Origin of the sequence: Biostraticola tofi (assembly GCF_004343195.1) — a bacterium.
Lineage (GTDB): Bacteria > Pseudomonadota > Gammaproteobacteria > Enterobacterales > Enterobacteriaceae > Biostraticola > Biostraticola tofi.
In genome coordinates, this window is the sequence record NZ_SMCR01000006.1 from 47,641 (window position 1) to 73,386 (window position 25,746).

At 53.8% G+C, this 25,746-nt stretch carries 24 protein-coding genes and 1 pseudogene; 13 read left to right on the forward strand and 12 right to left on the reverse strand.

Features of this window, described 5'->3' with window-relative positions; all coding sequences use genetic code 11:
- Positions 1 to 136: 136 nt before the first annotated feature.
- Positions 137 to 736: a TetR/AcrR family transcriptional regulator gene (locus EDC52_RS13150; protein WP_131865795.1), complete on the forward strand. Its 600-nt coding sequence runs from the start codon at positions 137 to 139 to the stop codon at positions 734 to 736.
- A gap of 177 nt (positions 737 to 913) precedes the next feature.
- Positions 914 to 2,437, forward strand: coding sequence for a carboxylesterase/lipase family protein (locus tag EDC52_RS13155; protein ID WP_230468044.1), 1,524 nt, complete (start codon positions 914 to 916; stop codon positions 2,435 to 2,437).
- 308 nt (positions 2,438 to 2,745) lie between these two features.
- Here the strand turns inward: EDC52_RS13155 and EDC52_RS13160 are convergent, their stop codons facing one another.
- The 7 genes from EDC52_RS13160 to EDC52_RS13190 are packed head-to-tail and all read right to left on the reverse strand — an operon-like array spanning position 2,746 to position 9,839.
- Positions 2,746 to 3,726, reverse strand: a complete 981-nt coding sequence (locus EDC52_RS13160) for a mannonate dehydratase (protein ID WP_131865797.1) — start codon at positions 3,724 to 3,726, stop codon at positions 2,746 to 2,748.
- A 39-nt stretch (positions 3,727 to 3,765) separates the two neighbouring features.
- A complete protein-coding gene (locus tag EDC52_RS13165) occupies positions 3,766 to 4,503 on the reverse strand; it encodes an ABC transporter ATP-binding protein (RefSeq protein WP_131865798.1) in 738 nt (245 codons plus the stop codon).
- Entirely contained in the window at positions 4,500 to 5,348 is an 849-nt protein-coding gene (locus EDC52_RS13170; RefSeq protein ID WP_131865799.1) for an ABC transporter ATP-binding protein, read from the reverse strand. The genes EDC52_RS13165 and EDC52_RS13170 overlap by 4 nt, the downstream gene beginning before the upstream one ends.
- Positions 5,335 to 6,216, reverse strand: a complete 882-nt coding sequence (locus tag EDC52_RS13175) for an ABC transporter permease (RefSeq protein ID WP_407924218.1) — start codon at positions 6,214 to 6,216, stop codon at positions 5,335 to 5,337. The genes EDC52_RS13170 and EDC52_RS13175 overlap by 14 nt, the downstream gene beginning before the upstream one ends.
- Positions 6,217 to 6,230: 14 nt before the next feature.
- On the reverse strand, positions 6,231 to 7,259 hold the full coding sequence (locus tag EDC52_RS13180; protein ID WP_131865801.1) for an ABC transporter permease: 1,029 nt from the start codon (positions 7,257 to 7,259) through the stop codon (positions 6,231 to 6,233).
- A gap of 14 nt (positions 7,260 to 7,273) precedes the next feature.
- Positions 7,274 to 8,869: an ABC transporter substrate-binding protein gene (locus EDC52_RS13185; protein WP_131865802.1), complete on the reverse strand. Its 1,596-nt coding sequence runs from the start codon at positions 8,867 to 8,869 to the stop codon at positions 7,274 to 7,276.
- A gap of 13 nt (positions 8,870 to 8,882) precedes the next feature.
- On the reverse strand, positions 8,883 to 9,839 hold the full coding sequence (locus tag EDC52_RS13190) for an N-acetylglucosamine kinase (RefSeq protein WP_131865803.1): 957 nt from the start codon (positions 9,837 to 9,839) through the stop codon (positions 8,883 to 8,885).
- 212 nt (positions 9,840 to 10,051) lie between these two features.
- Here EDC52_RS13190 and EDC52_RS13195 point away from each other — a divergent pair, with 212 nt between their 5' ends.
- The 4 genes from EDC52_RS13195 (at position 10,052) to EDC52_RS13210 (ending at position 15,257) form a co-directional block, all read left to right on the forward strand.
- Positions 10,052 to 11,242, forward strand: a complete 1,191-nt coding sequence (locus tag EDC52_RS13195; protein ID WP_131865804.1) for an ROK family protein — start codon at positions 10,052 to 10,054, stop codon at positions 11,240 to 11,242.
- A 364-nt stretch (positions 11,243 to 11,606) separates the two neighbouring features.
- The gene (locus tag EDC52_RS13200; RefSeq protein WP_131865805.1) at positions 11,607 to 12,749 is read left to right on the forward strand and encodes a glycosyltransferase family 9 protein; all 1,143 of its coding nucleotides are present in this window, start codon (positions 11,607 to 11,609) and stop codon (positions 12,747 to 12,749) included.
- Positions 12,750 to 13,053: 304 nt separating this feature from the next.
- Entirely contained in the window at positions 13,054 to 13,827 is a 774-nt protein-coding gene (locus tag EDC52_RS13205; protein WP_131865806.1) for a hypothetical protein, read from the forward strand.
- A 575-nt stretch (positions 13,828 to 14,402) separates the two neighbouring features.
- Positions 14,403 to 15,257, forward strand: a complete 855-nt coding sequence (locus EDC52_RS13210) for a PA4780 family RIO1-like protein kinase (protein ID WP_131865807.1) — start codon at positions 14,403 to 14,405, stop codon at positions 15,255 to 15,257.
- 209 nt (positions 15,258 to 15,466) lie between these two features.
- Here the strand turns inward: EDC52_RS13210 and EDC52_RS13215 are convergent, their stop codons facing one another.
- The gene (locus EDC52_RS13215) at positions 15,467 to 16,498 is read right to left on the reverse strand and encodes a LacI family DNA-binding transcriptional regulator (RefSeq protein ID WP_131865808.1); all 1,032 of its coding nucleotides are present in this window, start codon (positions 16,496 to 16,498) and stop codon (positions 15,467 to 15,469) included.
- 379 nt (positions 16,499 to 16,877) lie between these two features.
- Here EDC52_RS13215 and EDC52_RS13220 point away from each other — a divergent pair, with 379 nt between their 5' ends.
- Positions 16,878 to 18,062, forward strand: a complete 1,185-nt coding sequence (locus tag EDC52_RS13220; RefSeq protein WP_131865809.1) for an L-talarate/galactarate dehydratase — start codon at positions 16,878 to 16,880, stop codon at positions 18,060 to 18,062.
- Between the two features lie 177 nt (positions 18,063 to 18,239).
- Here the strand turns inward: EDC52_RS13220 and EDC52_RS13225 are convergent, their stop codons facing one another.
- Positions 18,240 to 19,631, reverse strand: coding sequence for an NAD-dependent succinate-semialdehyde dehydrogenase (locus EDC52_RS13225; protein ID WP_131865810.1), 1,392 nt, complete (start codon positions 19,629 to 19,631; stop codon positions 18,240 to 18,242).
- A gap of 463 nt (positions 19,632 to 20,094) precedes the next feature.
- Here EDC52_RS13225 and EDC52_RS13230 point away from each other — a divergent pair, with 463 nt between their 5' ends.
- Together EDC52_RS13230 and EDC52_RS13235 are read left to right on the forward strand one after the other, a co-directional pair.
- Entirely contained in the window at positions 20,095 to 20,550 is a 456-nt protein-coding gene (locus EDC52_RS13230; protein WP_131865811.1) for an ABC transporter permease subunit, read from the forward strand.
- Entirely contained in the window at positions 20,547 to 20,768 is a 222-nt protein-coding gene (locus EDC52_RS13235) for a hypothetical protein (protein ID WP_131865812.1), read from the forward strand. Before EDC52_RS13230 ends, EDC52_RS13235 begins: the two co-directional genes overlap by 4 nt.
- Positions 20,769 to 21,064: 296 nt before the next feature.
- Here EDC52_RS13235 and EDC52_RS13240 read toward each other — a convergent pair whose 3' ends face one another.
- Complete coding sequence (locus tag EDC52_RS13240; protein WP_131865813.1) at positions 21,065 to 21,952, reverse strand: LysR family transcriptional regulator; 888 nt, start codon at positions 21,950 to 21,952, stop codon at positions 21,065 to 21,067.
- Positions 21,953 to 22,052: 100 nt separating this feature from the next.
- On the opposite strand from EDC52_RS13240, the gene EDC52_RS13245 reads away from it, so the two are divergent.
- The 4 genes and pseudogenes from EDC52_RS13245 to EDC52_RS13260 all read left to right on the forward strand — a co-directional run.
- Entirely contained in the window at positions 22,053 to 22,718 is a 666-nt protein-coding gene (locus tag EDC52_RS13245) for a peroxiredoxin-like family protein (RefSeq protein ID WP_131865814.1), read from the forward strand.
- 33 nt (positions 22,719 to 22,751) lie between these two features.
- Positions 22,752 to 23,420 (forward strand): glutathione S-transferase family protein, encoded by a 669-nt coding sequence (locus tag EDC52_RS13250; RefSeq protein WP_131865815.1) that lies wholly within the window; start codon positions 22,752 to 22,754, stop codon positions 23,418 to 23,420.
- Positions 23,417 to 24,103, forward strand: a complete 687-nt coding sequence (locus tag EDC52_RS13255) for a glutathione S-transferase family protein (protein WP_131865816.1) — start codon at positions 23,417 to 23,419, stop codon at positions 24,101 to 24,103. The genes EDC52_RS13250 and EDC52_RS13255 overlap by 4 nt, the downstream gene beginning before the upstream one ends.
- Before the next feature lie 11 nt (positions 24,104 to 24,114).
- A pseudogene (locus EDC52_RS13260) lies at positions 24,115 to 24,432 on the forward strand (ExeA family protein); the annotation flags it as partial.
- Between the two features lie 280 nt (positions 24,433 to 24,712).
- On the opposite strand, the gene EDC52_RS13265 reads toward EDC52_RS13260, so the two are convergent.
- Together EDC52_RS13265 and EDC52_RS13270 are read right to left on the reverse strand one after the other, a co-directional pair.
- Positions 24,713 to 25,381: a DUF799 domain-containing protein gene (locus EDC52_RS13265; RefSeq protein ID WP_131865818.1), complete on the reverse strand. Its 669-nt coding sequence runs from the start codon at positions 25,379 to 25,381 to the stop codon at positions 24,713 to 24,715.
- Positions 25,378 to 25,737 carry a DUF4810 domain-containing protein gene (locus tag EDC52_RS13270; RefSeq protein ID WP_131865819.1) on the reverse strand — a complete coding sequence of 120 codons (360 nt, stop codon included), beginning with the start codon at positions 25,735 to 25,737 and terminating at the stop codon, positions 25,378 to 25,380. Before EDC52_RS13270 ends, EDC52_RS13265 begins: the two co-directional genes overlap by 4 nt.
- Between the last annotated feature and the right edge of the window lie 9 nt (positions 25,738 to 25,746).

The following is a 25,746-nucleotide window of genomic DNA, read 5'->3' on the forward strand; positions in this document are numbered from 1 at the left end:
ATGTAGGTAATAACTACTGCACAACACATTAACTTAACGTTACGAAACGTATTATTAATTGCTCCGACTGTCAACTGCTTTATCGTTACTTGAGGTTATGTTAAATTAAGGCATCCAATAACTAGGTGATGATTAAATGGACGTGAAAACTGCCCCTCCCGCCCGGCTTGGACGACCACGGGCCTTAAGCGCGGACTCACACGAGGCAATCCTCACCGCGGTGTATGATCTGCTGCAGGAAATGACGCTGCGTGAGCTGACCATGGAGAAAGTCGCCAAACGTGCAGGCGTCGGCAAGCCGACCTTATATCGCTGGTGGAAAACCAAAGCGGCACTGGTGATTGCGATGTTTAATGAGCGGATAGTGCCTACCTTCGATGCGCCGGATGCAACGACGCTGGAGGGGTCCATCAGTCAGAAAGTCGACCGACTGATAACTGCTTTTAATGGTTTCTTCGGCAAAGTTATTTCAGAGATCATCGCTGAAGCCCAAAGCGATCCTGATGTTCTGGTCGAATTCAACGAACATTACATTCTGCCGCGCCGCGCCAGCACAGTTAACGACATTATTTCCGCTCAAAAACAGGGACTGGTTCCAGCCCACGTCGATCCAGAATTGGTAGTCGACGCCATATTCGGCAGCCTTTACTTCAATTTGCTGTTAAAAATAAAACCGCTTACTGCGGAATATGGAGCACACCTGATAGATAACTGCAAAAAGCTGCTTGAAATATAACGTGCCCCGCAGGGGTCCAGGCAGCTATCGATGCAGTCCGTGACGGTTTATATTGAAATGATATCGAGGGGCTAACGGATGGTCGGTAATAAGAGCAACGCCTGCCCTGGCCGGTGGCGTTCATACGGGTGGTTTTTAGCATTGCTGCTTTCCGGCTGCACGCTATACCCGGGAAAAGTGCCCCAGATCACTGAAGATCCGGCGGCGACAGCGCGTATTATCACCACCCAGGAGGGGCCGGTGCGCGGGGTGATTTCCCAGCGCGGGCAGGCGTTTCTGGGCATTCCTTTTGCGGCGCCGCCGGTCGGTGAAAGGCGTTTCGCTCCGCCGGCGCCGGCAGCGGCCTGGCAACAGGTCCGCGATGCCCGGAACATCGGGCCGGCCTGTCCACAGTCCGGACTGCTGTTTACCGGCGACAGCGCGGAGGATTGCCTCACGCTTAACGTTTACGCACCGCATAACGCCGCCGAGGGCACGGATTTACCGGTGATGGTATGGCTTTATGGCGGCGCTCTCGCCCTGGGGTCGAACGGACAATATGACCCGAGCCTGCTGGCAGAGCGGCAAGGGGTTATCGTCGTGGCGCCGAACTATCGCGTTGGCGCTCTGGGTTTTCTCGCCCACCCTGCGCTGCGGGGACCTGGCGAGGGCAATTACGGTCTGCTGGACCAGCAGGCCGCGCTGAAATGGGTTAACCGTAATATTGCGGCATTTGGCGGTTCTTCGACCAATATCACCTTGTTCGGCGAGTCGGCCGGGGCGCTCAGTACCTGTATGCATCTGCTGCTGCCTGGTTCGCGCGGGTTGTTCTCGCGCGTGATCCTGCAAAGCGACAGCTGCGCGCAGCCGGATACCTCATTGCCGCTGTCCCAGGCCGAAGCGGGAGGCCGGTTGATGGCCCGCGAACTGGGTTGTGACGACGACCAGACTGCCCTGGCCTGTCTGCGCGCCATCCCGGTGAAGAAACTGTATCAAGCCGCCAGCCAGCGGCGCGGCAACGGCGGCAAAGATGGCTGGGCGCCAATGACCGGCGGTGATGTCTTGCCCAAGCCGCCTCTGCAGGCGTTCTTAGCGGGAGAAGGTGCGGCAGTGCCGGTGCTGATCGGCAGTAACCGCGATGAAGGCCGGTTGTTTGCCAATTTCAGGGCGTTTGGACTGGGCCTGGTGAGCCGCCAGGGTTATGAGGAATCGGTCGCTAATGCGTTGCCCGGCAATACCGCCGCTGTGCTGAAGCAATATGACGATATTGCCGCCAAATCCTACTACCAGGCTTATGCTGATATCGTCACCGATTCGCATTTTGCCTGCCCAGTGCTGACGATGCATCAATTGCTGGGGACTCAAGCGCCGTTCTACGCCTATGAGTTTGATGATCCCGATGCGCCTATCTCACTGCCGCGCGCGCCCTTCACGCCGGCCATGGGATCCTATCATGCGGCTGAAATCGCTTACGTATTTCAGCGCCCATGGGCATTAGGCGATCCGGGCGATTTTACCCCGCGGCAGCGGGCGTTGTCCGAGCGCATTCAGCAAGCCTGGGGAGCCTTCGCGCGTACCGGTCGACCCAATAGTGCGGGGCAGACCGCTTGGGAGATCTTCGACGGCCAGCGGCCCTATGCCCTCTCGGTGCGGCAGGCCGGCTACGTTGAGGATTTTGCCGCCAGGCATCGTTGTACGTTCTGGAACGCCAGGGGCTATTGAGGATGGGTTGCAGATCAGCGAGGAGCGGATTGCTGTTGCAACCGTCGCTGAATCCGGTAAAAAATCGGGTAAAGTGTCAATATCCCGCACAATGCCGGCATCGGCCTTGGCGCCGAGATGATGCTTGAATCTGCGTATCGCAGCATTTTCGCTCGATATCGGTGGGGTATTTCCCTTGGCAGGGTGCGGTTTTCTACAAAAGCTCAGGGCGCGATCATGACAGACAAGCGTAGAAGTGAGTATTGACACTGTCTCCTGGGCAGTCACCCTGGAGACAGAGGATAGCGGTGTGGAACTCTGAGTCGGTTTTAAAGATGCCCCGCCTCCATCGCCTCCAGCAGCGCGGCAATATAGCCATAGCAGAAGCTGAAAGCCACGCCAACCGGATCGCGTCCGCTGATGGTCGGCACATGATCGGGCATTATCATCCAGGGATAGCCGACTTCACGGTATATTTTCAGGGAACGCACCATATCCATATCGCCTTCATCGGGGAAGCGTTCCATAAAGGACAGCTTGCCGCCGCTGATATTGCGGAAATGGACATTGAAAATTTTCTGGCGTGAGCCGAACCAGCGAATAATATCGTCGATTTCTTCGCGCGGATTCTCCAGCATTTCGGCTATCGAGCCCTGGCAGAAATTCAGGCCGTGGTACGGGCTTTCATGCAGCATAACAAATTTTTTCAGCCCCTCAACGGTGCCCAATACCCGGGTGACGCCCTTATAACCAGGCGGCGTGTAGGGATCGTGCGGATGGCAGGCCAGGCGAACGCGGTTGCTTTCGGCGACCGGCACGACCCGTTCAAGAAAATAAGCTATCCGCTGCCAGTTCTGTTCTTCAGACAGTTGGCCGGCCAAACCGGGAGCCGCATCCTGAACCGCTTTGTCCCAACGCCAGGCTTCATTAAGCGAACCACCGCGGCCGCGCTCCATCTCGGTGCGCGGTATTCCTATCAGATTAAGGTTATATTTGGCGGCCGGTATACCGGCTTTACCGATATTCTCAATCATCCGGCACAGGTCATCAATCTGGCGATCGCGATCGGGGCCAGCCAGCAGAATGTCCGGATAGGATGCCTCTTCGATCGGTCGCGAAGACATCGGCAGTTGGATCATATCCAGCGTCAAACCGAAACTTTCCACCTTTTCCCGATGGCGCAACATATCGTCAAGGGTCCAACTGGCCGGCTTGCCCGCCGGGTCGGCACAGATATGTCGAATCCCCAGTTGGGCCCATACGCGAAAATCATCATCATCCCGGGCATCTACTTGCGTACCAATGTACATTCCGCTGGTCTCCTTTTAATGAAAACTGAATACGCCGGTTCAAAGCACACTGGCTTCAAATAGCAGGCGCGAATAGTCATGGTGAGTATCTCCCTGGCGTAAATCATCTCGGCTCAGGTCATCGACGAAAACGCCGTCTTTCATCACCAGCACGCGATCGCACATATGGGCGATAACGCTTAAATCATGGCTGACCAGCACATAAGTCAGATGCCGCTCATCCTTGATGTCGCTCATCAGGTTCAGGACTTCCGCCTGAACCGAAACGTCGAGCGCCGAAGTGGGTTCATCCAGCAGCAGGATGTCGGGCTGCAGCATCAGCGCCCGCGCTATTGCGACCCGCTGCCGCTGACCACCGGACAGTTGATGGGGGAACCGATCGGCGAAGTCCGCCGACAGTCCCACCTGCTCCAGCGCCGGCACCACCCGGTCCCATCCTGTGCCCCGTTTCATGGCGCGGATAGGCTCAGCCAGTATCCGGCTGATGCGATGACGAGGATGAATCGAACCGAAAGGGTCCTGAAAAATCATCTGGGTCAGCAATAGCTGTTGCCGGGTACGGGTTCTACCCACTTGCACGCCATTCAGTTTTACCTGTCCAGTCCAGTGTCCGTCAAGCCCCGCCAGGGAACGCAGCAACGTCGATTTACCGCAGCCTGATTCGCCGATTATCCCCAGCGTCTGGCCTTTTATGACCGAAAATGATACGTCTCTGACCACCTGCTTGAGTGCATTTTCCTTGCCGAATGAGACACTGAGGTTCCGCACATCTATCATGATTTTAGCTCCGCAAGGTCAATGGCGCTTCGGTCGAGGGTTTTAAGCCGCAGTACCGGCTGCCGGGGGTCCGGCATTGCGGCAATCAGGCCGCGAGTATAGGGGTGCTGCGCTTGATCCAACCGGGTCAGGGTTTCGACGATCCGGCCCTTATACATGACGATGATACGTTCACAAAATGCCGCCACCATGCGAATATCATGACTTATCAGCATCAGGCCGGCCTGATTTTCCCGTACCAATTCATCCAGCAGCGTTAAGACATCACCCCTAACGCTGACATCGAGCGCTGAGGTCGGTTCATCGGCAATGACCATACGCGGTCTGGCGAGCAGCATCATGGCAATCATCACCCGCTGTCCCATCCCGCCGGAAATCTGATGAGGATATAACCCCATGGTTCGCTCGACGTCCTGGATGCGCACCTTTACCAGCATCTCGGCGGCCATCGCCTGCGCTTCGCGTTTGCCAACCGACAAATGCAGTAGGGCCGCTTCAGCCACTTGCTTGCCAATCGGCAGCACCGGATTGAGCGAATAACGCGGATCCTGCATGATAAGCGCCATCCGGTTGCCACGCAGCGCACGCAGATGGCGCTCTTTTTTATCCAGTAGGGAGGTGCCTTCGAAAGTCAACCTATCGGCCTGAATGCGGCCGATGGGAGGAAGGAGACGCATAATCGCCCGACCCAGCGTCGATTTGCCAGAGCCGGATTCGCCGACAATGCCCAGCCGTTCTGCGCCTAGCGTCAGACTGACGCTATCCACCGCCGGCGTATCGGTCGGGCCGAAAAACACCGACAGGTTTTGTACAGTCAGGATATGATTTTTATCAGGAGCGGCCATGACGAGGATCCAGAAGGTCGCGCAGTGTGTCGCCGACGAGATTAAACACCAGGCTGGTCACCAGAATCGCTATTCCCGGCATAACCGCCACCCACCAATGGTCCAGCATGAATTTCCGGCCACTTGAAATCATCGCCCCCCACTCCGGCGCCGGCGGCTGGGCGCCCAGCCCAAGGAAGCCCAAGGCGGCGGCGGTAAGAATGATACCGGCCATATTCAGCGTCAGCCGTACAATGACGGAGGGAATACACATCGGCGCAATATAAAGCAGCAGCAATCGCAGCGGAGAGGCGCCGTACAGCCTTGCTGCGGCCACATAATCGGTGTGACGGACAATCAGCGCTTCGGCCCGGGCAAGACGGGCAATGGGCGGCCAACTGGTAAGTGAAATGGCGACGATTGCCGTCTCAAGACCCGCGCCTAAAGCGGCGGCGAATGCCAACGCCAGGATAAGCGACGGGAAAGAAAGCACGATATCGGTAAAGCGCATCAGGACGGTGTCGGTTCTGCCGCCGACAAACCCCGACACCACGCCGATGATCAAGCCAATCGGACCGACAATCAGCGACACCGCCAGAATGGTAGCAATCGTAATGCGCGCCCCAAAAACAAGACGTGAAAAAATATCGCGGCCAAACTCATCGGTGCCGGCCAGGTGGGCAAGACTGGGGGGCAGGAAAGCCGCCTTGAGATTTTGCGCCGCCGGATCAAAAGGTGCCAGCCAGGGAGCAAAGAGGGCGCAAAATACCAGGATAAAGAGAATGATAAACCCTGCCAGCCCCAGCGGCTCGCGCGATAGTTTTGCCCAGATGCCGGGCAGTCCGGCAAATACCCCCCCGGCCCTGGCCGCAGACTTGCGCTGAGGCATCAGGTGTTGTGCGCTCATACAGCGACCTCCCGCGTACGTGGATCAAGCATCAGATAAGCCAAATCGGTGATAAAATTCAGCAGCATGAAAATGGCACCGATAATCAGCGTGCCGGCCAGGATGGCATTCATGTCGCCGATCATCAGAGCATTGGTCATGTACTGCCCGATGCCTGGCCATGAGAAGACGATTTCCGTGACTACCGCCCCTTCCAGCAGGTTGCCATAAGAAATGGCCAGCACCGTGACCAACTGCACCGCAATATTGGGCAGCATATGCCGGGTCACGATGCGGGTGCCGGATGCGCCTTTGGCCCGCGCCGCCGTGACATAATCCTGATTAAGTTGCTCAAGGGTAAAGCTGCGGGTCATACGGGTGATGTATGCCATTGCCGAGTACGCCAGGATGCAGGCGGGCAGAATGATATGGTGTACCGCATTCCAGAATGTTTCGGTATCGCCGGCCAGCAGGCTGTCGACCAGCAGCAGCCCGGTCCGGGGTTCAACCATACCATCAAGATACGTATCTACCCGTCCCGGCCCTCCCACCCAGGCCAGGGCGGCATAGAAAATCACCAGCCCCACCACGCCAAACCAGAACACCGGTATCGAGCTGCCGACCAGCGAGATGACGCGCGCGCACTGGTCAATCCAGCTATCGCGATGGAACGCCGCCAGCATGCCTAACGGTACACCGATAACCGTCGAGATGATGACGGCAAAGGTCGCCAGCTCGAAGGTCGCCGGGAAAGCCTGGGCCAAATCTCTGGTGACCGGATTGCCGGTCAGGATGGCGCTGCCCATATCTCCGTGCAGCAAAGAGGTCAGATAAATCCAGAACTGTTGATACACCGGCAGATCCAGGCCGAGCTTTTGCCGCATCGCCTCGAAGGCCGCTGGATCCGCCAGTTCTCCAACCACCGCACCAACCGGATCGTTAGGCAGCACCCGGCCGATGATAAAGGTCACCACCAGCAGCGCAAACATACTCACCAACAACTGCTGCAGCCGTTTGATGATTTCCAGTAACGTGAATTCCTTCATGATTCCCGTCTCGCTTATTTTGTCTTGGTCACGTGCTCCAGCCGGTTAAGCGACCAGAGATTGGTGTGGTAACCTTGCAGGCTCTTTTGCAACACAATGGGGAAAAAGGACTCGAACATCGGTAACACGGCCGGTTTGGCTGCGACGAATTTTTCCTGCAGGGTGGTCAGCAGCTCGGCACGCTTGCCAGCATCACGTTCACTGCTCGCCTGATTACGCAGCGCGTTCAGCTCAGGAATATCCCAAGCCGAGCGCCAGACGAAATTGCCGGCGTTTTTTGCCGCCAGCCGATTGTCCGGGTTGGTGACAAAATCATTCATCGCCCCCAGCGCATTAGGCATAATCGCGGTGGCCTGAGGCAGCAGCAGGTCGAAATCGCGCGCCCGATGCGCCGAGACGATATCCGCGCCATTGCCTTGTTTTATCTCGATGCGAATGCCGATCTGCGCCAGGTTCGCCTGCAGTGCGGTGGCAATATCGACCCGCGGCGGTTGGGCGATGGTTTTCAACGTGAGCGAAAAACCGTCCGGATAGCCAGCTTGCGCCAATAATTTTTTTGCTTTTTCCGGCTGGAATGACCAGTCAGGATTAGCGATTGCTCCCGCCCAGTCCTCTGGAACCGGTACGTTGCGTTGACGGCCGTAGGGGCCGAGAATGGTGCCGGTAATGCCTTCATAATCGATACCGTAGGCTATCGCCTCGCGCACCAGCGGATTGTCCAGCGGCTTGCGGCCCGCATTCATCGCCAATACGTAGAATCCGCCGATCTTGACCTGCTCGACCCTGAACGCCTGATTGCCGACAAAGGACTTTACGTCTGGCGCGGTAAGCGCATTGGCAATATCCACATCGCCACGCTCCAGCATCAGCCTTGCCGTCTGGCTTTCCGGGACATGGCGCATAATGACGCGTTTCATCGCCGGTGCATCGCCCCAGAAGCGGTTATTCGTCTCAAGAATGACGGTTTCATTCGGTACCCAGCGCCGCAGCGTATAAGGGCCGGATCCGGCGACATGGGTACGCAGCCAAGCATTACCATAATCATCGTGGTCGACATGGCGCTCAACCTCCACGCTGTCAACGATGCTGGAAATACCCATCGCCAGGCGATAAAGCAAATCCTCGGCAGTCACCTTATCGGTGAGTTCGATTCGAAACGTTTTCTCGTCGATCACCTTGACCAGCGAGTCGATATTCTGGGCGTTATAGCCGGCACTTTTATAATAGGCGGAGGCAGACTGGTTAAGCTTTAACAGTCGGGTCAGGGAAAAGGCCACGTCGCGGGCGGTGACCTGGTTACCGGAGGCAAAAGCGGCCTGGCGCAGATGAAAAGTAATGCCGCTGTTGTCGATTTCCCACGTCTCGGCCAGCTGTGGCTTGATGGTGTTATTAGCCGCGTCGTCCGAATAAACCAAACGGTCGTATACACCGGCGAGGATCTCCTGGGTTTTTGGTTCAGTTCCCTGTTGAGGATCAACCGAAAGAACCTGTGCAAGCGACGTGGCGATCACCAATTGATTGTCAGGCGTCGTGGCTTGAGCGAGCGGTGCCCCAGAAAGGCCAATGGCCATTGCCATGGCTGCCATTAACGTGGTATTGAACTGTTTCATCGGGTATTCTCCATTACATGAAGAGGCGGTGGGTCGCAGGCAATGAGGAACAAGCCATTTCCTGTTGCGACGTGAGGTAGAGATGTCGAGCGAGACTGATCGCGCCTTTCACAGGAGGCTCAAGCAACAGCGCCGTTTGGGTAGATTGACCCACCAGTCGACGCACCTCCCGGCTAAAGGCATTGAATAACAGGGGCTGACTGACGATCACACCACCCGCACAGACAACGGTACTGACATCCCCCTGTCTTTGTTTCAACAGCGCAACCTGTCTGGCCAGTGCAAGGGCATGTGCATTGATGATATCCAGCGCGCGCACCGATCCATTTTTCGCGGCATCGAATACCAATGGTGCCGCTTTGGCCCAAACTCGCGGTTCCTGGGTTGAAAAGACGTATTCCAGGCCGTGGGGATGATCAACGCCAAACCAGGCCAGTAACTGTTCCGCAAAGGGATCGCTTTCGCCACCGTCGTAGGCCGCCAGTGCGGCTCTGGCCGCGTCTCTGACAATACCTGTCGCCCCGCCTTCATCGCCGAAAATCCAGCCCCAGCCGCCGACCGTCAGCGCGTTGTCTCCCACGGTGGCGGTGACCGATGAACCGGTGCCGGCAATCAGCCCGGTACCGGAAGCTTTACCGTGCGCCAGAATGAGCAAATGCGAATCGTTGAGAACACGCACCCGTGGATAGCGGGCGGCAAGGGGCCCGCTGAGTACCGCTTCCTGCTCAGGGCTGTCATTGCCATGCACACCGGCGACGACCACCTTAACCATCCCGAGCTGAGCCGTCGTTGCCTCTACCAGCGCCAGCAGCGCCTTTGCGCGCTGAGTTCCATCAAGACTCGCCCAGCCGGTACTTTCATATACCTGGTCGAGTAAAAGCATGTTGTCATAGGCTGACTCGACCTGAATATGGGTTTTGCTGCCTCCCGCATCGATTGCCACCAGAAGCGGTATTTCACTTCTACTCATTTTGATGATGTCCTTTCACATTTGCTTAGCGCCAGGTTAAGCGATCCCCGACCATGCCGGCCCGGTTCGCTCTGTGATCAACGTTAAGCATTGGCTGGTATGATGATGTGGTTGGTATATATTAAAGTTACAAACTTTTATAAATCGGTCAAGCGTGATTGTTGTGAAGTCCATAGCATTTATTTATATTTAACCGACTTAGGGAGAAAGGCATGAACACAGGCAATGAACCGGCATTAACAGAAGTGGCACAGGCAGTGTTTGCCTGCCTGCTGGCCTTTGGCGAAGCCACCAGAAAACAAATGGCGGAAGAAACCGGCTTCAGTTTTCCCTCGCTTACCGTCGCTCTGGCCGAACTGGCGGCGGGCAACAGAGTCTGTGAACTGCGCCGTGAACAAGGTGCCCGCGGCAGAGCGACCCTGGTTTATGGCGTCAGTGATGAGGCCGGGTGGGTGCTGGGGGTTGATATCGGCTCTACGCAAATTAGCTATGTGGGACGCGCGCTGAATGGGAAACTGCTGGGCAGCGGCAGTATCAAACATGGCGAATCTGCGCTATCGCCGGGCGAGTTGGCGGGTAAACTGGTGGCCGGCGCCGCCTGTCTGCAGGCGATAACAGCGCCGCCGCAAGTGGTGACGGTGGCAATAAACCAGGTGGTGCCACGTCAATTATTGCATCCCGAACGCCCGCCATCGCGCGCCCTGGAGATAGCGTTGCAATTTGCCGCTTTTGCCGGTCTACCCTCCTCCACGCCTTTTATTCTCGAAAACAATGTCAATTGTGCTGCGGTCACCGAACACCAGCATGGCCTGATGCGCGGCTATGAAGATGCGGCCTATATGCAGATAGGCATCGGTATTGGCCTGGGATTTTTCAGTGACGGCACCTTGATTCGTGGCGGCCAGGGATGCAGCGGCGAGCTGGCGCAGATCCCACTGAGTTGGCATCATTCAGAACCGTCCGGCCCAGATGCTATCGAGCAGCGTTACGGCTCTAACGGCCTGATGCAGAGGGCGGCGGAAAACGTAAACCCTCAGGCGAGCATCAAACCGCTCTCGCCAAAAGCGCTGTTTGCACTGGCTGACGAGGGTCATCCGCAGGCGCTGGCGCTAATGAGAGAGTACAGTGTTGCCCTGGGACGTATCGCCACTACGGCTGCGACCATACTCGACCCCAGCATCCTGGTGCTCGGCGGCGGCTTAGCCCGAAATGCGGCCTTTGCCCGGATGATCGTCGATGAATTTGTGAGTCGGAATCGCGACACGCGGATTGAAATTTCACAGCTGGGGCCAGACGCTACCGTTGAAGGAGCCTGTTTACTGGCCCGGGATTTAGCCATTAGCCAGATTGTCGCTCGTTTTCATCGGCCCCTATGCGCCAGACCCACTTTATTGCCTCATTGACCGGGGGTACGGCCAGGCAATACCCCTGTTCAAACCAGCGCTAGCAAGTGCGTAGCGTCTGTTTATGCAGACACCCGGTTCGTATTTGTGAATCCAAACAAATTGTGCCATGCGGTAATCTCTCCCGTTCTCTCTCCATTACCTGTGCCCCACAGCATTACGTCGAAAAGGGAGCTCACGTTCTGCGTCGGATTATTCAGTCCGTTTCCAAGGCATAAATCCAAACGAGAGTTAAATAAAAGTTGATAAAATCGCTAACTCAGGTCACTGCATTGGCGTCGATTTTGCGCTCGGGTTAATATCGGAAATTATATATTTCATCACACTCTATTACAGAGTGCCTTATTTCCGTGGAAAGTAAAGCATGGCATTTCAGCATATCAGGACATTAAACCGTCGCAAAAACGTGTACCTGAAAAAGATTAAACTTGATATTAAATTATTTTTTCTCGATAAATTATCTCGTTCACGTCCTCATACTCAACCCGAAAGAATGAATATTATCATTCTATGTAATGGGTTTGGCATTGGTGACGCCATTGTCACCACCGGTCTGATTTTTTCACTTCATCAGCATGGGCATACCGTCACGGTGTTGTGCGAAAAAAGAACAGCATTTATCTTTGAGTACTCTCCTGCGGTGGAGCATGTTGTCATATATGATGGGTTGCGGCATCTTCGCTCACAGCATAGATCGCGTTACGACCTTCTTATTGACATCAATGAGAAAAACCACCTTAGTCCGCTGCGTTTTAGAATCATCAAAGCATTAAAGCCAGCAATAGCTTTGGGGATTAACCAGAGCAACTATAATATTTATGATGTTTCAGTTTATTACCGGCAGCCGTTGAAACATATCAGTAATAAGCATCAGGAAATATTGCATCACCTGGGGCTTGCTGTTGACAATTACAGCTATCACCTTACCGTCCCTGAGAACATTACCCTAGAGGTGAAGGCGTTTATTTCTCAGCTTGATTCAGACAATTTCGTGGTCATCAATCCGTTTGCATCAGAGCTTAGCCGAGACATGTCCGATGCCCAGATTGAAACCCTGACTAAGTATATCCTTCAGGAAATTGGAAAAACGGTTATATTTATAGGGACGCCGTGCCAATTAGAGCGTATAACGGTGAAATCAGGCATAAAGTTTCCCTCTGCTACCTTTTTGCATGCGGCAGCACTGATAGAATCGGCAAAGCTGGTCATTTCGCCGGATACATCAATCGTTCATTTGTGCAAGATATATGACAAAAAACTTGTCTGCCTCTACAACAATAAAATTATCAACGATGGAGAGCAGAACAATATCGTATGGGGTCCCGGTTACAGCAATGCCATGCAAATTCTTTCCACCGGCAACCGGATTGACGATATCTCTGCTGATGTCCTGTGCCGAACCGTTCTGGACGCGGCAATACAGCTAGGCTGGACCATTCCCGCTATAACTCGAATCAACGGCGAACTGCGTAATTTCGATGCACTGTTGGCGGAAATGACCCATTGAAGCCAACGCCATTCGGACTGCGGACTGGTCACCGCCAGGCAGGCTTCAATCCTTAGTCTTACCGCGACTATTGATGCCAATGCCGGTAACACCGCCGGTACTAAGCCGGCCGGGTTATCCGAGCCCAGTGGCAGTTGAACGCTCGCTGAATTAACCTGTACATATCCCTGAATAGAGTTATTCGCTTTACTTTCCAACTGTCAGCCTGTTTTATGCTCTTCTTTATTTTTGAAAGGGCCATAAGATGTTCTCTGTAAACAGCTGCCATAATAGTATCACTTTATATACTTTACCCGGAAATGATTTGGATGATTTGGCATACCCTGAAAAGCAGCATATAAGATATCTAAATGGCATTTCCAAAAATGGGAATATATCTCTTCCAATCAGCGAGACTGAGGCAATAAATGAAGTGCAAGACTGGTACGGCACCCATTTTATCAACAATGTTACCTTTTTGAATCTCTCTGAAGAAATCATTAATTTCAACCTCAACAGCGCGTTTGCAAAAGCGAATTTCATTGATTGGTTTTCATTCCGGGATTTTAAGGAAGATGGCTACATCCGAATAAATAATTTTTTACGCAATGTTAGCAACCAGGACCGCCGGACGCCTTTAGATGTATTTCAGCTTAAGTTATCCCTGATGCACCAAATGGTGTATCAATCCACCACCTTTAGCAACAATCTTACGTTAATGCGCGGCGAAATAAGACCCAGTTACGTCAAGCGCCAATGGCATGAAGGGTCTATTTTTTCCGCCAAAACGTTTATGAGCACCTCCCGGGACGAAGCGGCGGCCAGGACATTTTGTGGTCCTAAAGATGCATTAAAGTATGGCCAGATATATGTATTCTATACCATCACCAATAATAATCCTTACGCAGGCGCCAATATTTCCGATATCTTGTGCGATGGAGAAGAAGAATACGTGTTCCTGCCCAACACGGAATTTGTGATAACAAGCATGGATTATGACAAGCATGCGAAGGTGTTGTCTGTCGGATTATCCACCTGCCAATCAAATAGCCACGAGTTTACCTCCCGTCTGCATGAGCTGGTTTTTTCTACCAAATAAAATCCGTACCACAGAGTGAGTAAGGCGCCACGGCGGCATCAGCCAAAATCCTCGGCTGACCATGCTAAGAATGGATGGCGCCTTGAGTTTGTTCGATTGCTGTTAAATCAATTCTGCAAAAGGTTAACCTATCTGTATCCTGCCCCTGTGAATGACATTACGGCCTGTGACCAACTTATGCATCGACATCATGTGCTGTCTGCAAAACTGACTGGATAATTGACATTCCCTGGGCATCGAGATCAGTTCTAAAAATCCATGAACAGAGAGCATATCGCCGCTACCCTGCTACCGGCTAAGCACAGTCATCAGTCGAGAACGTCTGCAGAGCGCGCCCGGCCATGCCAGCTACAGATTCCTCAGGCTTGAGGATAAAATTGCGGCAGGGTTCGCTTCATGACCGATGCCGCTGCGCATAACTGCCGATATTCTCGCGTATTGTGGCATAATAGTGTCTATCCAGGCAGAACCGAGACCACAGACGATGCTTCACATTCAGACACGAGTATCCCCAGGCCCAGCAAAAATTTTGCGCAGATCATTCCTTCATGCGCTGAAATAAGGTACAAGGCTGCATGAAAATTCCAAATAGAATCCAGCCGCTGGTCGATGATGGCCTAGTCGATGATGTCATCCGCCGACTGAAAAGCGGCAAAGAAGCCGATGTCTACACCGTGTTATGCGGTGACAACATCCGTTGCGCCAAAGTGTACAAAGAAGCCAGCCAGCGCAGCTTCAAGCAGGCTGTGCAGTATCAGGAAGGCCGTACCGTCCGTAATAGTCGTAATGCCCGGGCAATGCAGAAAGGGTCGAAATTCGGCCGTAAACAGCAGGAAGAATCCTGGCAGACGGCCGAGGTTGACGCGCTGTTCCGTCTGGCCAATGCCGGCGTTCGCGTGCCGCAACCTTATCTCTGCCTGGATGGCGTGCTGCTGATGGAGCTTATCACTGACGCCGACGGCATGGCGGCGCCACGTCTAAGTGATGTCATTCTGACTGAACAGCAGGCCCTGGCCGATTTCGACACGATGATTCGCAATATCGTGCGGATGCTGTGTGCCGGCGTCGTACATGGCGATTTGTCTGAATTCAACGTGCTGATGGATGCGGAGGGGCCGGTGATTATCGACCTTCCCCAGGCGGTCGACGCTGCCGCGAACAATCATGCTGAATCGATGTTCGAACGCGACGTCAATAATATGACCGAGTATTACGGTCAGTTCGCCCCGCAATTGCTTACCACGCGCTATGCAAAAGAAATCTGGGCCCGTTACGAAGAGGGCAAGCTGACGCCGGAAACCATCCTCACCGGGGAATTCGCCGAAGATACCCATAAAGCTGATGTGGATGCGCTGCTGGATGAGATTATCTCCGCCGAGAACGAACACTACGAGCGCCAGCGAGCTCAGAAAGAGCGGGACGATCTCTAACACAGACGTCAAGCGATCTGACCGCCGCGAGTCCGGCTGACGTCAAGGGCCGATCTGCTGCCAACGGTGAAAGGAAAAGCCGTTGAGCATAACGGCCCCATTATGACGTTAAGCCTTAAGCCATTAAGCCTGAAGCCATTAAGCCATTAAGCCATTAAGCCATTGAGCCGTTAAGCCGTTAAGCCGTTTGCCATTAAGCACTTAGGCCATCAGGCGCTTTGGCGGGCCATCAATTTAAAGCCGACATCAACAATATTATTTGCAACCGGCCGCCCTTCTATCTTGGCTATCAGAATATCCGCAGCCCGCTGCCCTATCGCCTTCTTGTCAATATGCACCGTTGAAATGGACGGCGAACAGCAATGGGCGAAATCCAGATCGCCAAAGCCCATTACCGCCAGTTCGGCCGGTACTGAGATGCCGTTGATGCCTGCTTCAACGATTACCCCCTGGGCCAGGGCATCCGAACTGCAGATGATAGCGTCAAACGACTGACCGGTGGCCATCAGTTGAACCAGCCCCTGACGGCCCAGTTCCAGAATGGCGGGCGTAGGCACCCGAATGATCGGAATATCCGTTATGCCATGCGGTTTAACTCCCGCCAAGATACCTTGGCGGCGGATCTCGGCCCGTTCGTCGTCTGCCCACACCATGCCAAAACGACGATAGCCTTTGCCCATCAGATAACCGGCGATGTCATTGCCCACCTTTTCGTGGGAAAACCCTACCAGCATATCAATCGGCGTCGGTGTTAAATCCCAGATTTCCACAACCGGTACTCCGGTCAGCAACAGGCGCTTTTTCAATAGCTGGGTGTGATTGATCCCGGTAAGCACGATGCCGTCAGGTTTTCTGCTCAGAATGGCCGATACGAGCTGTTCCTCTGACTGCTGGGCATAACCCGCCAGGCAAAGCAGCATATGATAGCCATAAACCGCCAGTTGATCACTTAGCGCCTGTATGGAATCGACGAACATGGCATTGTTTATCTGAGGTACTGCCACCGCAATCATTTTGCTGCGCTTAGATGCCAGCCCACCCGCCAGCAGATTGGGAATATAGCCAGTCAACGCAATGGCGGCGTTGACTTTTTCAATGGTTTGCGGGCGCACCATATGGGGATGATTAAGCGCCCGGGAAATGGTAATCGGTGACAGGCCCGACACCCTGGCCACATCATCAAGGGTAGGAGCGCCGGGGCGGTTTTCGCTGGTTGATTGCGCACTTTTTCTGGCTACCATCGGAAACAGTCACTTATAGAATCAAAGGAAGTAAATAATAACATTAATTGAAGCCAGGTCTGCAAATCGAACGCTAGCCCGTGGCTGATATTTCATCGCCTATCGTTCAGTATTGGGCCAGTGGTAGCAATCACTTGAACATGGATGCGCAATCATTTAACTCGGTAACTCCATGATCACTGTCACATATTTATAATTGAGTTAATTTTTATCTATCTGTTTATATGCACTATTTTTAAAACATCTCCTGACTAACCTTTACATTTCCTGGTTTGAATTTATTATGATAGCGCTATCATTTACAAAATATGTCCTTTTTCCAGGCGTTGTTTCAAGCCCACCTTGCCAGCGCCATTATCCTACTATGGAGAGACATCCCATGGCTGTTGAATCAGATGTTGTGTCATACGCTAGCGCTAGCGGCGGTAAAACCGCCGCCGATGTCGCCGACCAGATCGAGAGCATCCAACTTTCGCTGATATTCCTACCGTTGGCGACACCGGTCAGTGACGCCAAAGTCTTGACCGGCAGGCAAAAACCGCTAACCGAAATCGCATTCATCTTTGCTGAAATACGCACCCGTGATGGTCATGAAGGCATTGGCTTCGGCTATTCCAAACGGGCTGGCGGCCCCGGTATTTATGCCCACGCCAAAGAACTGGCGCCCAACCTGCTGGGCGAAGATCCCAATGACATTGCCAAACTGTTCACCAAACTGCTTTGGGCAGGCGCATCTGTGGGACGCAGCGGCATGACCACCCAGGCCATTTCGCCTTTTGATATTGCCCTGTGGGATTTGAAAGCCAAACGCGCCGGATTGCCGTTAGCCAAGCTGCTCGGCGCCCAGCGCGATTCGGTTCAGTGCTATAACACCTCGGGTGGTTTTCTGCACACGCCGCTGGATCAGGTACTGAAAAACGTGGCTATCTCTCGCAGCAGCGGGATTGGCGGCATCAAGCTGAAAGTCGGCCAACCTGATATTGCTGCCGACCTTAAACGTTTGTCCGCGGTACGCCGCGAACTGGGCGATGATTTTCCCCTGATGGTGGACGCCAATCAACAATGGGACCGTGCCACCGCGATGCGCGTTGGCCGCCGCATGGAAGAATTCAACTTGATCTGGATTGAGGAGCCGCTGGACGCCTATGATTTCGAGGGACACAAAGCCTTGGCTGACGCTCTCGACACCCCGATAGCCACCGGTGAAATGCTGACCAGCTTCGGCGAACATGCCCAGCTCATCATGGGCGGCGCCAGCGATTTTATCCAGCCGGATGCGCCGCGCGTCGGCGGCATCACGCCATTCCTGCAGATTATGGCGTTGGCTGATTTTAAAGGCCGCAAACTGGCGCCCCACTTCGCCATGGAAATCCATCTCCATCTGGCGGCCGCCTTCCCTCAGGAGCCATGGCTGGAACATTTTGAATGGTTAGGTCCATTGTTCAACGAGCAGTTGGAATTGCGCGAGGGTCGCATGTGGGTTTCAGACCGTCCGGGACTGGGTTTCAGCCTGAGTGAACAGGCACTGGCGTGGAAAGTGGACAGCTGTCATTTTGGCAAGTAATCACCGGGCAACGCATTGAAAATAAAGGCGGCATAGCGTTATGCCGCCGGTATTTACTGGACGGAATTACCGTTAAGTCTGATAAACCGCCTATCCACCTATTCGCCTATTCGCCTATTCGCCTATAGCGTACAGCTATCGGTTCTGTATAAATAACGTTAATTGCTGCGGCTGAAATTAAAACTCAGCGTTTATATCCACCACCGATATCAACTTATGATTGACAAATTCCTTGATGCCCAGGCCAATCAGTTCGCGACCATAGCCTGAACGGCGGACACCGCCGAACGGCAGATCGGCTTTGACGCGGGTCGGATGATTGATATAGACCATACCGGTCGAGACTTGACGGGCCAATGACGCCCCCTTTGCCGCATCCCGGGTAAAAATGGAACCGCCTAAGCCGAAGGGGGAGTCATTGGCAATCCTGACGGCATCCTGGTCATCTTTTGCACGAAACAGCATCGACACCGGGCCGAAGAATTCCATCTCATACGCAGGATTATCAGGCGTGATACCGGTCAAAATAGTGGGCTGCACAAAAGCGCCGTTTGCCGGGACCTGCGGACCGACTTGCAGTGCAGTGGCGCCGTGCTGTACCGCCAGCCTGATTTTTTCTTTGACTTCATCGGCGGCTGCCTGCGAGGACAGCGGCGCCAGGGTGGTGGTGGCAAGCATCGGGTCACCGGCGCGCAGTCCCGCTACGCCTTCCTTGTAAAGTGTCAGGAAGTCGTCATAAACCTTTTCGACAATAATCATACGCTTGGATGAGACGCAGACCTGTCCGCCGTTCCAGTGACGGCCGAATACTGCCCATTTTACCGTCGGCGCCAAATCCGCATCCGCCAGAACAATAAACGCATCCGCGCCGCCCAGCTCCAACGTGGATTTTTTCAGCGCCTTGGCCGCCTGTTGGGCAACGATAGCGCCGGCCGCTTCGGAGCCGGTCAGCGCGACGCCCTGAACGTGCTTATGATTGAGGATAAGCTCGATTTGAGCCCGGCTGGCATAGAGGTTTTTAAACGCCCCTGCCGGTAAACCGGCGTCTTTCATGAGTTGCTCAAACAGGGCCGCCGCCTGGGGTACATTCGAGGCATGCTTTAGCAGTAGGGTATTGCCGGCAGAGAGTTGGGGAGCAATGATACGGGCGATTTGGTAGTAAGGAAAATTCCAGGGCTCAATCGCCAGCAGCACGCCAAGAGGTTCATGATAGACGATCGATTCCCCCTCTTCGGGCTTGGCCACCTTGAGTGTTTCAGGTGCCAATAGTGTCTCTGCCTCTCTGGCATAGTACTCGAATATCTGCGCCGATAGCTCGACTTCCGCTTTAGCTTCAGACAGCAGCTTGCCCATTTCCAAGGTCAACACTTTCGCAAAATGTTCGCTGTCGCGTCGTAGCAGGTTCGCGGCCTGCTGCATGATCTGGCTGCGCCCAGAGAAAGAGCTATTGCGCCATTCCAGGAAAGCGGCATGTGCATTGTCGATAGCGGATCGCACTTCGGCATCCGTCGCCTCTTGAAAAGTTTCGTATAACTCTCCGGTATAAGGATTTCTTGAAGCATAACCCATTTGACTCTCCTTCGCGGCCAGGCGCTGGCCGGCAACAGCAAACGCCTGGGGCCACGGCATAAAGCTTACTAACGGGAAATTGAGGCAACATCGACGGGTCTGATAACCGCGTAGTCAGGCGGGTTAGTTGCCGCTAATTATTGGCAGCAGGCATCAAGCGTCACCAACAGCGAGCGCCTGCTTGAGGAACAACTCGATAATACGCTCGGCTATTTTTCGATACAATGAAAACCACAACGCGATAAATTATTGGAGTCATCAAGAGCAGTCCGGTTAACATTAAAGCAGCCCGGCGGCAGCTCCCGGAGCGCCAGAAAAATCCGGCCAGTCTACCCGGCTGGACCGTGCTAAAGCCCACACCCGCAACGTCATACTGCTGACTCGGCTGCCTGGCTGGCTGTTTATCGTCTTTTTACTGCTGGTATGGCAATGGTTTGCTACTCACGTACCGGGTCTTAATCTGGTGTTATCGCCGGTAGATGTGATTGTCCGGCGCGGTCAGCAGGTGTTGGCTGATGGGACCTTGATGCAGCGTATGACCGAAACATTAAAGGTGATGTTTAGCGGTTATCTCGGCGGTTGCCTGGCCGGTTTGCTGCTGGGAATGCTGATTGGCCGGATAAAAATAGGCTACCTTTTGTTAGAGCCGCTGCTCGAACTGGCTCGGCCGATTGCGATTGCGGCAATTATCCCTATTTTGATGCTGTTTCTGGGTCTGGGTGATGGCTTGAAAATCGGCGCGGTCGTCATTGCTTCTTTCTTTCCGGCGATCATCAATACTTATTCAGCCATGCGCGCGACGCCGCAAACGCTTGAGGAAACCTCGCTGACCTTTGGCCTATCCAGACTGCAGGCTACCCTTCTGGTGGCGCTGCCGCATGCGCTGCCGGTGATTCTGATTGATTTCGACTGGCCTTGACGATTTCGCTGGTGGTGACCGTGTTTACCGAAATGATTGCCGGTAATAGCGGTATGGGGTACTTCATCTTGAACAGTCAGCAGAATATGGCGGTGGACGACATGTACACCGGCGTATGTTCACTGGCGATCATCGGCTATATGCTGAATCTGTTGTTTCTGTGGCTGGAACGCCGGCTGATCTTCTGGCATGCCAGCATGCATCGCCGGCCCGTTTAATCCCCCTTATGCAATGCTAAATTTCGGCCTCATACAGGGAATCTACCGATAGCAATTACAGCAGAGCGACACTTGCACGGGCGGTGTTGAAAGAAAGGTAGGCCGTGAGACGTTTTCCTGTAGCGACTCGCGTTTGAAAGGAGCCATGCTCTCATTCGACCGCAACATGCTCGCGCTAACTGCAAATGAAATCAGGCCTACGTCGACAGGCAGCTTCCGATCCGAAACTGGCGTCCAGTGTTGTTGGATAAAGTGTTAACTTACATTTACAAAATTCCGACGACACCATTATTTAATTAATTCGCCAATGCGGATATGAGGTGAGTTACCAGCGCTTGAACCTTAGTCGAGGGCCTGGGACCGGACGGAAATACGGCAAAGGCTTTCAATGGCTCAAGTTCGTACTCGGACATCAGCCGGACAAGCTTACCTTCCCGCAACTCCTGTTCGGACATAATCGTTGTCACATTCGCTATGCCCAAGCCTGCCAAAGCAGCAGCCAGGACTCCAGGCGCCGCATCAATCTTGAGCTTTCCGCGTAGCGTCACCTTCTGTGCTGTCCCTTCTTTCAGCAGTACCAAGGTACTTTTTCCTGGCGAGCCTAGTTCATGCAAAATCGTGTCATGATCGGTTAATTCTTCGGGCGTTCGAGGCGTACCTCGCTTAGCCAGGTAAGACGGCGCGGCGACTAGTAATCTTTCCACAGATGCAATTTTTCTTGCGCCGAATGTTGAGTCTTCAAGCGTACCCATCCGGATCGCCATATCAACTCCAGCGGAAACCAGATTTTGACGTTCATCCCGCATCGTAATTTCAACTCGTAGTTCGGGGTAGCGCTCAAGAAACCTGGGTAACGCTGGGATGATTGCTCTAGTACCGTAAACAATCGGTACGGCGAGCCGTATGGTCCCACGAAGAGAATCTATGCCTCGAACAGCATCTTCTGCGTCTTCAATATCGGCCGTTGCTTGGCGAGCTTTTTCCAGAAATAAAGCTCCAGCCTCGGTCAAAGCCACGTTCCTGGTCGTTCGAAGCAGGAGTTTCACCCCCAATCGAGCTTCCAGGCCTGTGACGATTCTGGAAGTGGAAGGTTGGGAGAGTTCAAGCTCCTGAGCGGCGCGAGAAAAACTCCCTGACTCAGCCACACGAGTGAAAACTTCAATCTCAAGCCAGCGGTTATTCATTCGATTCCCAAATAAGTGTTCTGTATTTCATCGGCATTATTTATATATGAAGAATAGACTAGTATGACCTACTCACCTAACCATCTGAAGGAGATCACCCATGATCCTGCAAGATAAGCTCGATGCCTTACGAACCGATTTCGAAGCCGGCCGGTTTCCCCGGGTTCCCACGGCGGCGCAACTCGAGACAATGGACCGTGCCACGAAGGAGCTGATCGCGTCTGGCCAAGCGGCGCACGCCCTGAAAAAAGGCGACCGTGCTCCCAATTTCGAACTGAACGATCCTGATGGCAGCCCCGTCAGGCTGCTTGACCTGGTCGCCTCGGGCCCGCTGGTCCTCACCTTTTATCGGGGCGTGTGGTGCCCTTATTGCAACCTGGACCTCGGTGCACTCGAAGCGGTGCGACCTGAACTGGAAGCCCTGGGCGCCCACCTGGTTGCAATCTCTCCGCAAACGGCAGCGAACAGCCGCAAGTCACAACGCGATAACAAGCTGAATTTTCCAATCCTGAGCGATCCGGGCGCCAAGACGGCTCAAGCGTTTGGACTGCGTTTCGAACTACCGGGCGACCTGATCGAGGTCTACAAATCGTTCGGCAGTGACTTACCCCGTTTTAACGGTATGAATGAGTGGGCTCTTCCAATGCCTGCCCGCTATGTCATCGGCCGCGACTACGTCATTGAATATGCTGAAGTCAATCCTGACTATAGCCGTCGACCCGACCCATCAGAACTTCTTCCAGTGCTGAAACGTCTGCAGCGCTGATCCAAAACCTCTCTATTTAAATCCAGGAATATTATGACTATTAAAATTTATGGCGACCCAGGTTCCGGCAGCCGCCGCCGCGTTACCAGCGCTGCAAAAATCATGGGTATCGACATCGAACGTGTAAATGTTGATTTGTTCAAGGGCGAGAGCCACACACCCGAATTTCTGAAGCTCAACCCGCACGGGCTTACTCCTGTACTTCAAGATGGTGACATCGTCATCTGGGAAGCCTCTGCCATTAACCTTTACCTTGCTGAGAAAATGAATTCCGATTTGCTCGGCCGCACGCAGGCGGAGCGTTTTGAAGTATTGCAATGGATGTTCTGGTCGGGTGAGCAATGGCGGATATTCGGAACGCTCACGTTCGATGAACGGATCGGGAAGCGCTTCATGGGCCAGCCCGAGGATGAGAGCATCGTCCAGCTAGCGTTTGCCAAGATCCGGGCTGGCGCGGCCGTGTTGGACGCACATCTGGCGGGGCGGAAATTTATCGTTGGTGACCACTTGACGCTCGCCGACATTGACATTGCGGCACCCTTCTCGCAATCGGCACGCTCCAAGATACCGCTGTCTGAATTTCCGAACCTTGTCGCCTGGCAGCAGCGCCTGCTCGACACCGTCCCGGCCTGGGCGGAGACAAAGCGGGAAGTGGATGAGCGTATCGACACCGCGCTGGCTGGCGCAGGGATAGCACTGTGAGCGAAGAAGCGTCGACGCTGGATCACGAACTGTTTTGGATGAGCGGCAGCCCTTACTCGTGGCGAGTGCAATTAGCGCTCGGATACAAGCGCATACCTTATATTTCTCGTCGCTTGGATTCGGCCAAACATGAGAATCGCACATCTGAATTCCTGGGGCTCAATCCGCGCGGGAAGGTACCGGTGTTGAAGACTGGCGATGCAGCGCTCTACGAGTCCGTGGCGATCATCGCCTTCCTGGATCGTGCTCATCCCGACGTGCCGCTGTTTGGCCAGACGTCACAGCAGCACGGCCGCATCTGGCAACGCGTGAACGAGTTCGAGAACTACAATCGCGATCTGTTCGATGTAGAGATTGTCCGCCCGTTGTTACGTGGACATGCAAAAGACAATCACGAGGGCATGCGCGCGTCCGCCGCGCGCGCTTATGATGCACTCGGCTGGATGGAGCAGGCGTTGTCAATCGCGCCTTATCTGGCGGGTGACGATATGACCGCGGCGGATATTGTCGCGCTACCGAACATTCAGATGCTGCGTAGGGTCGCTGCACGTCCCGAAGCAATTCAGATGGCGCTGGGCCTCGAAGATTTAAGCGTGCGCCTGCCGGCACTGGGCGCGTGGTTGTCGCGGATGGAAACCATGCGGGGCTATGACGCCGCTTATCCACCGCACTGGCGAAATTAACAAAAGGCTGCACCCAAGCGATTGAACGGCTGCTGGCCGCCAAGCTGCGCACGCCGCTGCAGGTCCAGTTGCACCTGACGCTGACGTTCGAGGCGGGCTACCAGACGGGCGAGAAGCCGGTCACGGCGGAATTGGTGGAGACGGTGCTGTCGCGCCAGCTCGACGACCTTGAGCCGACGCTGGCGCGCCACGGCTATCGGCTCAAGGACATGATCGAGCAGTTCGATGCCAAGGCGGCCGACATCCGGGCGATGTTCAGCAACCAGCTTGAACCGAAACACACGGCTGAGATCCGCGAGCGCATGCTGGCGGCGGGTTTGCCGATATGAGCCGTCATTTGCAGTTAGCGTGAGCCGGCGCCCATCGAATGCGAGCGGGCGCCGTCGAATGCAAGCTCAATTGCAGATAGCGTGAGCATAACCCTCCGTCATTTGCAGTTAATTCGAGCCGGACTCGGGGTCGAATGCGAGCACGGTCGGTTTGAAATGCGAGCCGCTACATTCACCGCCTACAATCGCACCCTGGCAATGAGATAAAACCTGCCCAGGTGATGGGCAGGTTTTATCGCTGACATTCTGGCCGCTCGCTTATTGACAGTGTCCAGTTCTTTCAGCTCTTCAGATCATCTTTGCCGTATAGGGGTGAGCGGGGTCCATACAGGATGCCGTTGAAATGGCCGGCCGATAACATTCGGTTACTGGTAATGCCAGCAATGGTATGGCCTTCATCCCTGATAGTACTGGATATCTGTTTAACTGCGGCGGTGATAAGCATGGCAATCAGATTATTACTGTTGTTGTGGTTGTTGTCTTCACTGCTTGATGCTGAAGCTTTACCGGACCAGAGCAAAGCCCCGCTGCGCAAATCAACCAATGTTGCGGTTGCCGTCACGCGGGTATCGCTGGATATCACCATGTAGCTGGTGCCATATTCGACCACTTTGACATACATTACCGCATCGGCCCCAAATATCTGCTGTAATTTGGCTGTGCTCAATGCATGTATATCTGTTGATTCGGTAAGTCCATTTTGCTTAAAGGTTTCATCTACGACTGCCACCGGCAATACATAATAGCCCGCTTCTGACAGCGGCTGAGTTATCTGGGTCAGCATGCTGGGTCCAGCATTGATATCCGGTGATTCGTTTATTGGCGGCAGTACCAAAATGGATTTGGGCTTACTTTTCTTAAGCTCAGTGTAGTCATAAGGGACAGGTGCCGCGCAACCAGCTAGCATCAGGGCGCATATCATTACTGTAAACGCGATAATCCGATTCATTTTAGGCTTCCTTTATCTTTCTTCATTAAAAAATCCATAAAGGCGGCAGATTCAGGGAAAAGCCTTTTTTCATTATTAAATTCTTCAAAGGCCAGATCGGCATGGCCAATATTGGCATAAAGCAATCCAAGGTGAGCATGCAATCCGGGGGGTGTTTTCTGTCCTTTGGCCTGTGATTTTTCCATTGATACAAGCAGCGTAGCAATTTGATCATCTGGTGTGGATTTTTTATCGTGGTAATATTGATAAACTGTGCTTGGATACTTATCCCAGTAATATATTTTCTTAGTTGCATGAGTGCAACCCGCCAAAAAAATAACCGAAATCAAAAATATTTTTTTATTTAACATTATCATTTATTATAT

Excerpts from the sequence above, each read along its gene's own strand:
- EDC52_RS13245 (WP_131865814.1), top strand. The coding sequence starts at position 22,053 with ATGATCCTGCAAGATAAGCTCGATGCCTTACGAACCGATTTCGAAGCC.
- EDC52_RS13200 (WP_131865805.1), top strand. The coding sequence starts at position 11,607 with ATGGCATTTCAGCATATCAGGACATTAAACCGTCGCAAAAACGTGTAC.
- EDC52_RS13150 (WP_131865795.1), top strand. The coding sequence starts at position 137 with ATGGACGTGAAAACTGCCCCTCCCGCCCGGCTTGGACGACCACGGGCC.
- EDC52_RS13215 (WP_131865808.1), bottom strand. The coding sequence starts at position 16,498 with ATGGTAGCCAGAAAAAGTGCGCAATCAACCAGCGAAAACCGCCCCGGC.
- EDC52_RS13240 (WP_131865813.1), bottom strand. The coding sequence starts at position 21,952 with ATGAATAACCGCTGGCTTGAGATTGAAGTTTTCACTCGTGTGGCTGAG.
- EDC52_RS13265 (WP_131865818.1), bottom strand. The coding sequence starts at position 25,381 with ATGAATCGGATTATCGCGTTTACAGTAATGATATGCGCCCTGATGCTA.
- EDC52_RS13180 (WP_131865801.1), bottom strand. The coding sequence starts at position 7,259 with ATGAAGGAATTCACGTTACTGGAAATCATCAAACGGCTGCAGCAGTTG.
- EDC52_RS13225 (WP_131865810.1), bottom strand. The coding sequence starts at position 19,631 with ATGGGTTATGCTTCAAGAAATCCTTATACCGGAGAGTTATACGAAACT.
- EDC52_RS13270 (WP_131865819.1), bottom strand. The coding sequence starts at position 25,737 with ATGATAATGTTAAATAAAAAAATATTTTTGATTTCGGTTATTTTTTTG.
- EDC52_RS13175 (WP_407924218.1), bottom strand. The coding sequence starts at position 6,216 with ATGCCTCAGCGCAAGTCTGCGGCCAGGGCCGGGGGGGTATTTGCCGGA.
- EDC52_RS13210 (WP_131865807.1), top strand. The coding sequence starts at position 14,403 with ATGAAAATTCCAAATAGAATCCAGCCGCTGGTCGATGATGGCCTAGTC.
- EDC52_RS13165 (WP_131865798.1), bottom strand. The coding sequence starts at position 4,503 with ATGATAGATGTGCGGAACCTCAGTGTCTCATTCGGCAAGGAAAATGCA.
- EDC52_RS13160 (WP_131865797.1), bottom strand. The coding sequence starts at position 3,726 with ATGTACATTGGTACGCAAGTAGATGCCCGGGATGATGATGATTTTCGC.
- EDC52_RS13250 (WP_131865815.1), top strand. The coding sequence starts at position 22,752 with ATGACTATTAAAATTTATGGCGACCCAGGTTCCGGCAGCCGCCGCCGC.
- EDC52_RS13170 (WP_131865799.1), bottom strand. The coding sequence starts at position 5,348 with ATGGCCGCTCCTGATAAAAATCATATCCTGACTGTACAAAACCTGTCG.
- EDC52_RS13190 (WP_131865803.1), bottom strand. The coding sequence starts at position 9,839 with ATGAGTAGAAGTGAAATACCGCTTCTGGTGGCAATCGATGCGGGAGGC.
- EDC52_RS13220 (WP_131865809.1), top strand. The coding sequence starts at position 16,878 with ATGGCTGTTGAATCAGATGTTGTGTCATACGCTAGCGCTAGCGGCGGT.
- EDC52_RS13195 (WP_131865804.1), top strand. The coding sequence starts at position 10,052 with ATGAACACAGGCAATGAACCGGCATTAACAGAAGTGGCACAGGCAGTG.
- EDC52_RS13185 (WP_131865802.1), bottom strand. The coding sequence starts at position 8,869 with ATGAAACAGTTCAATACCACGTTAATGGCAGCCATGGCAATGGCCATT.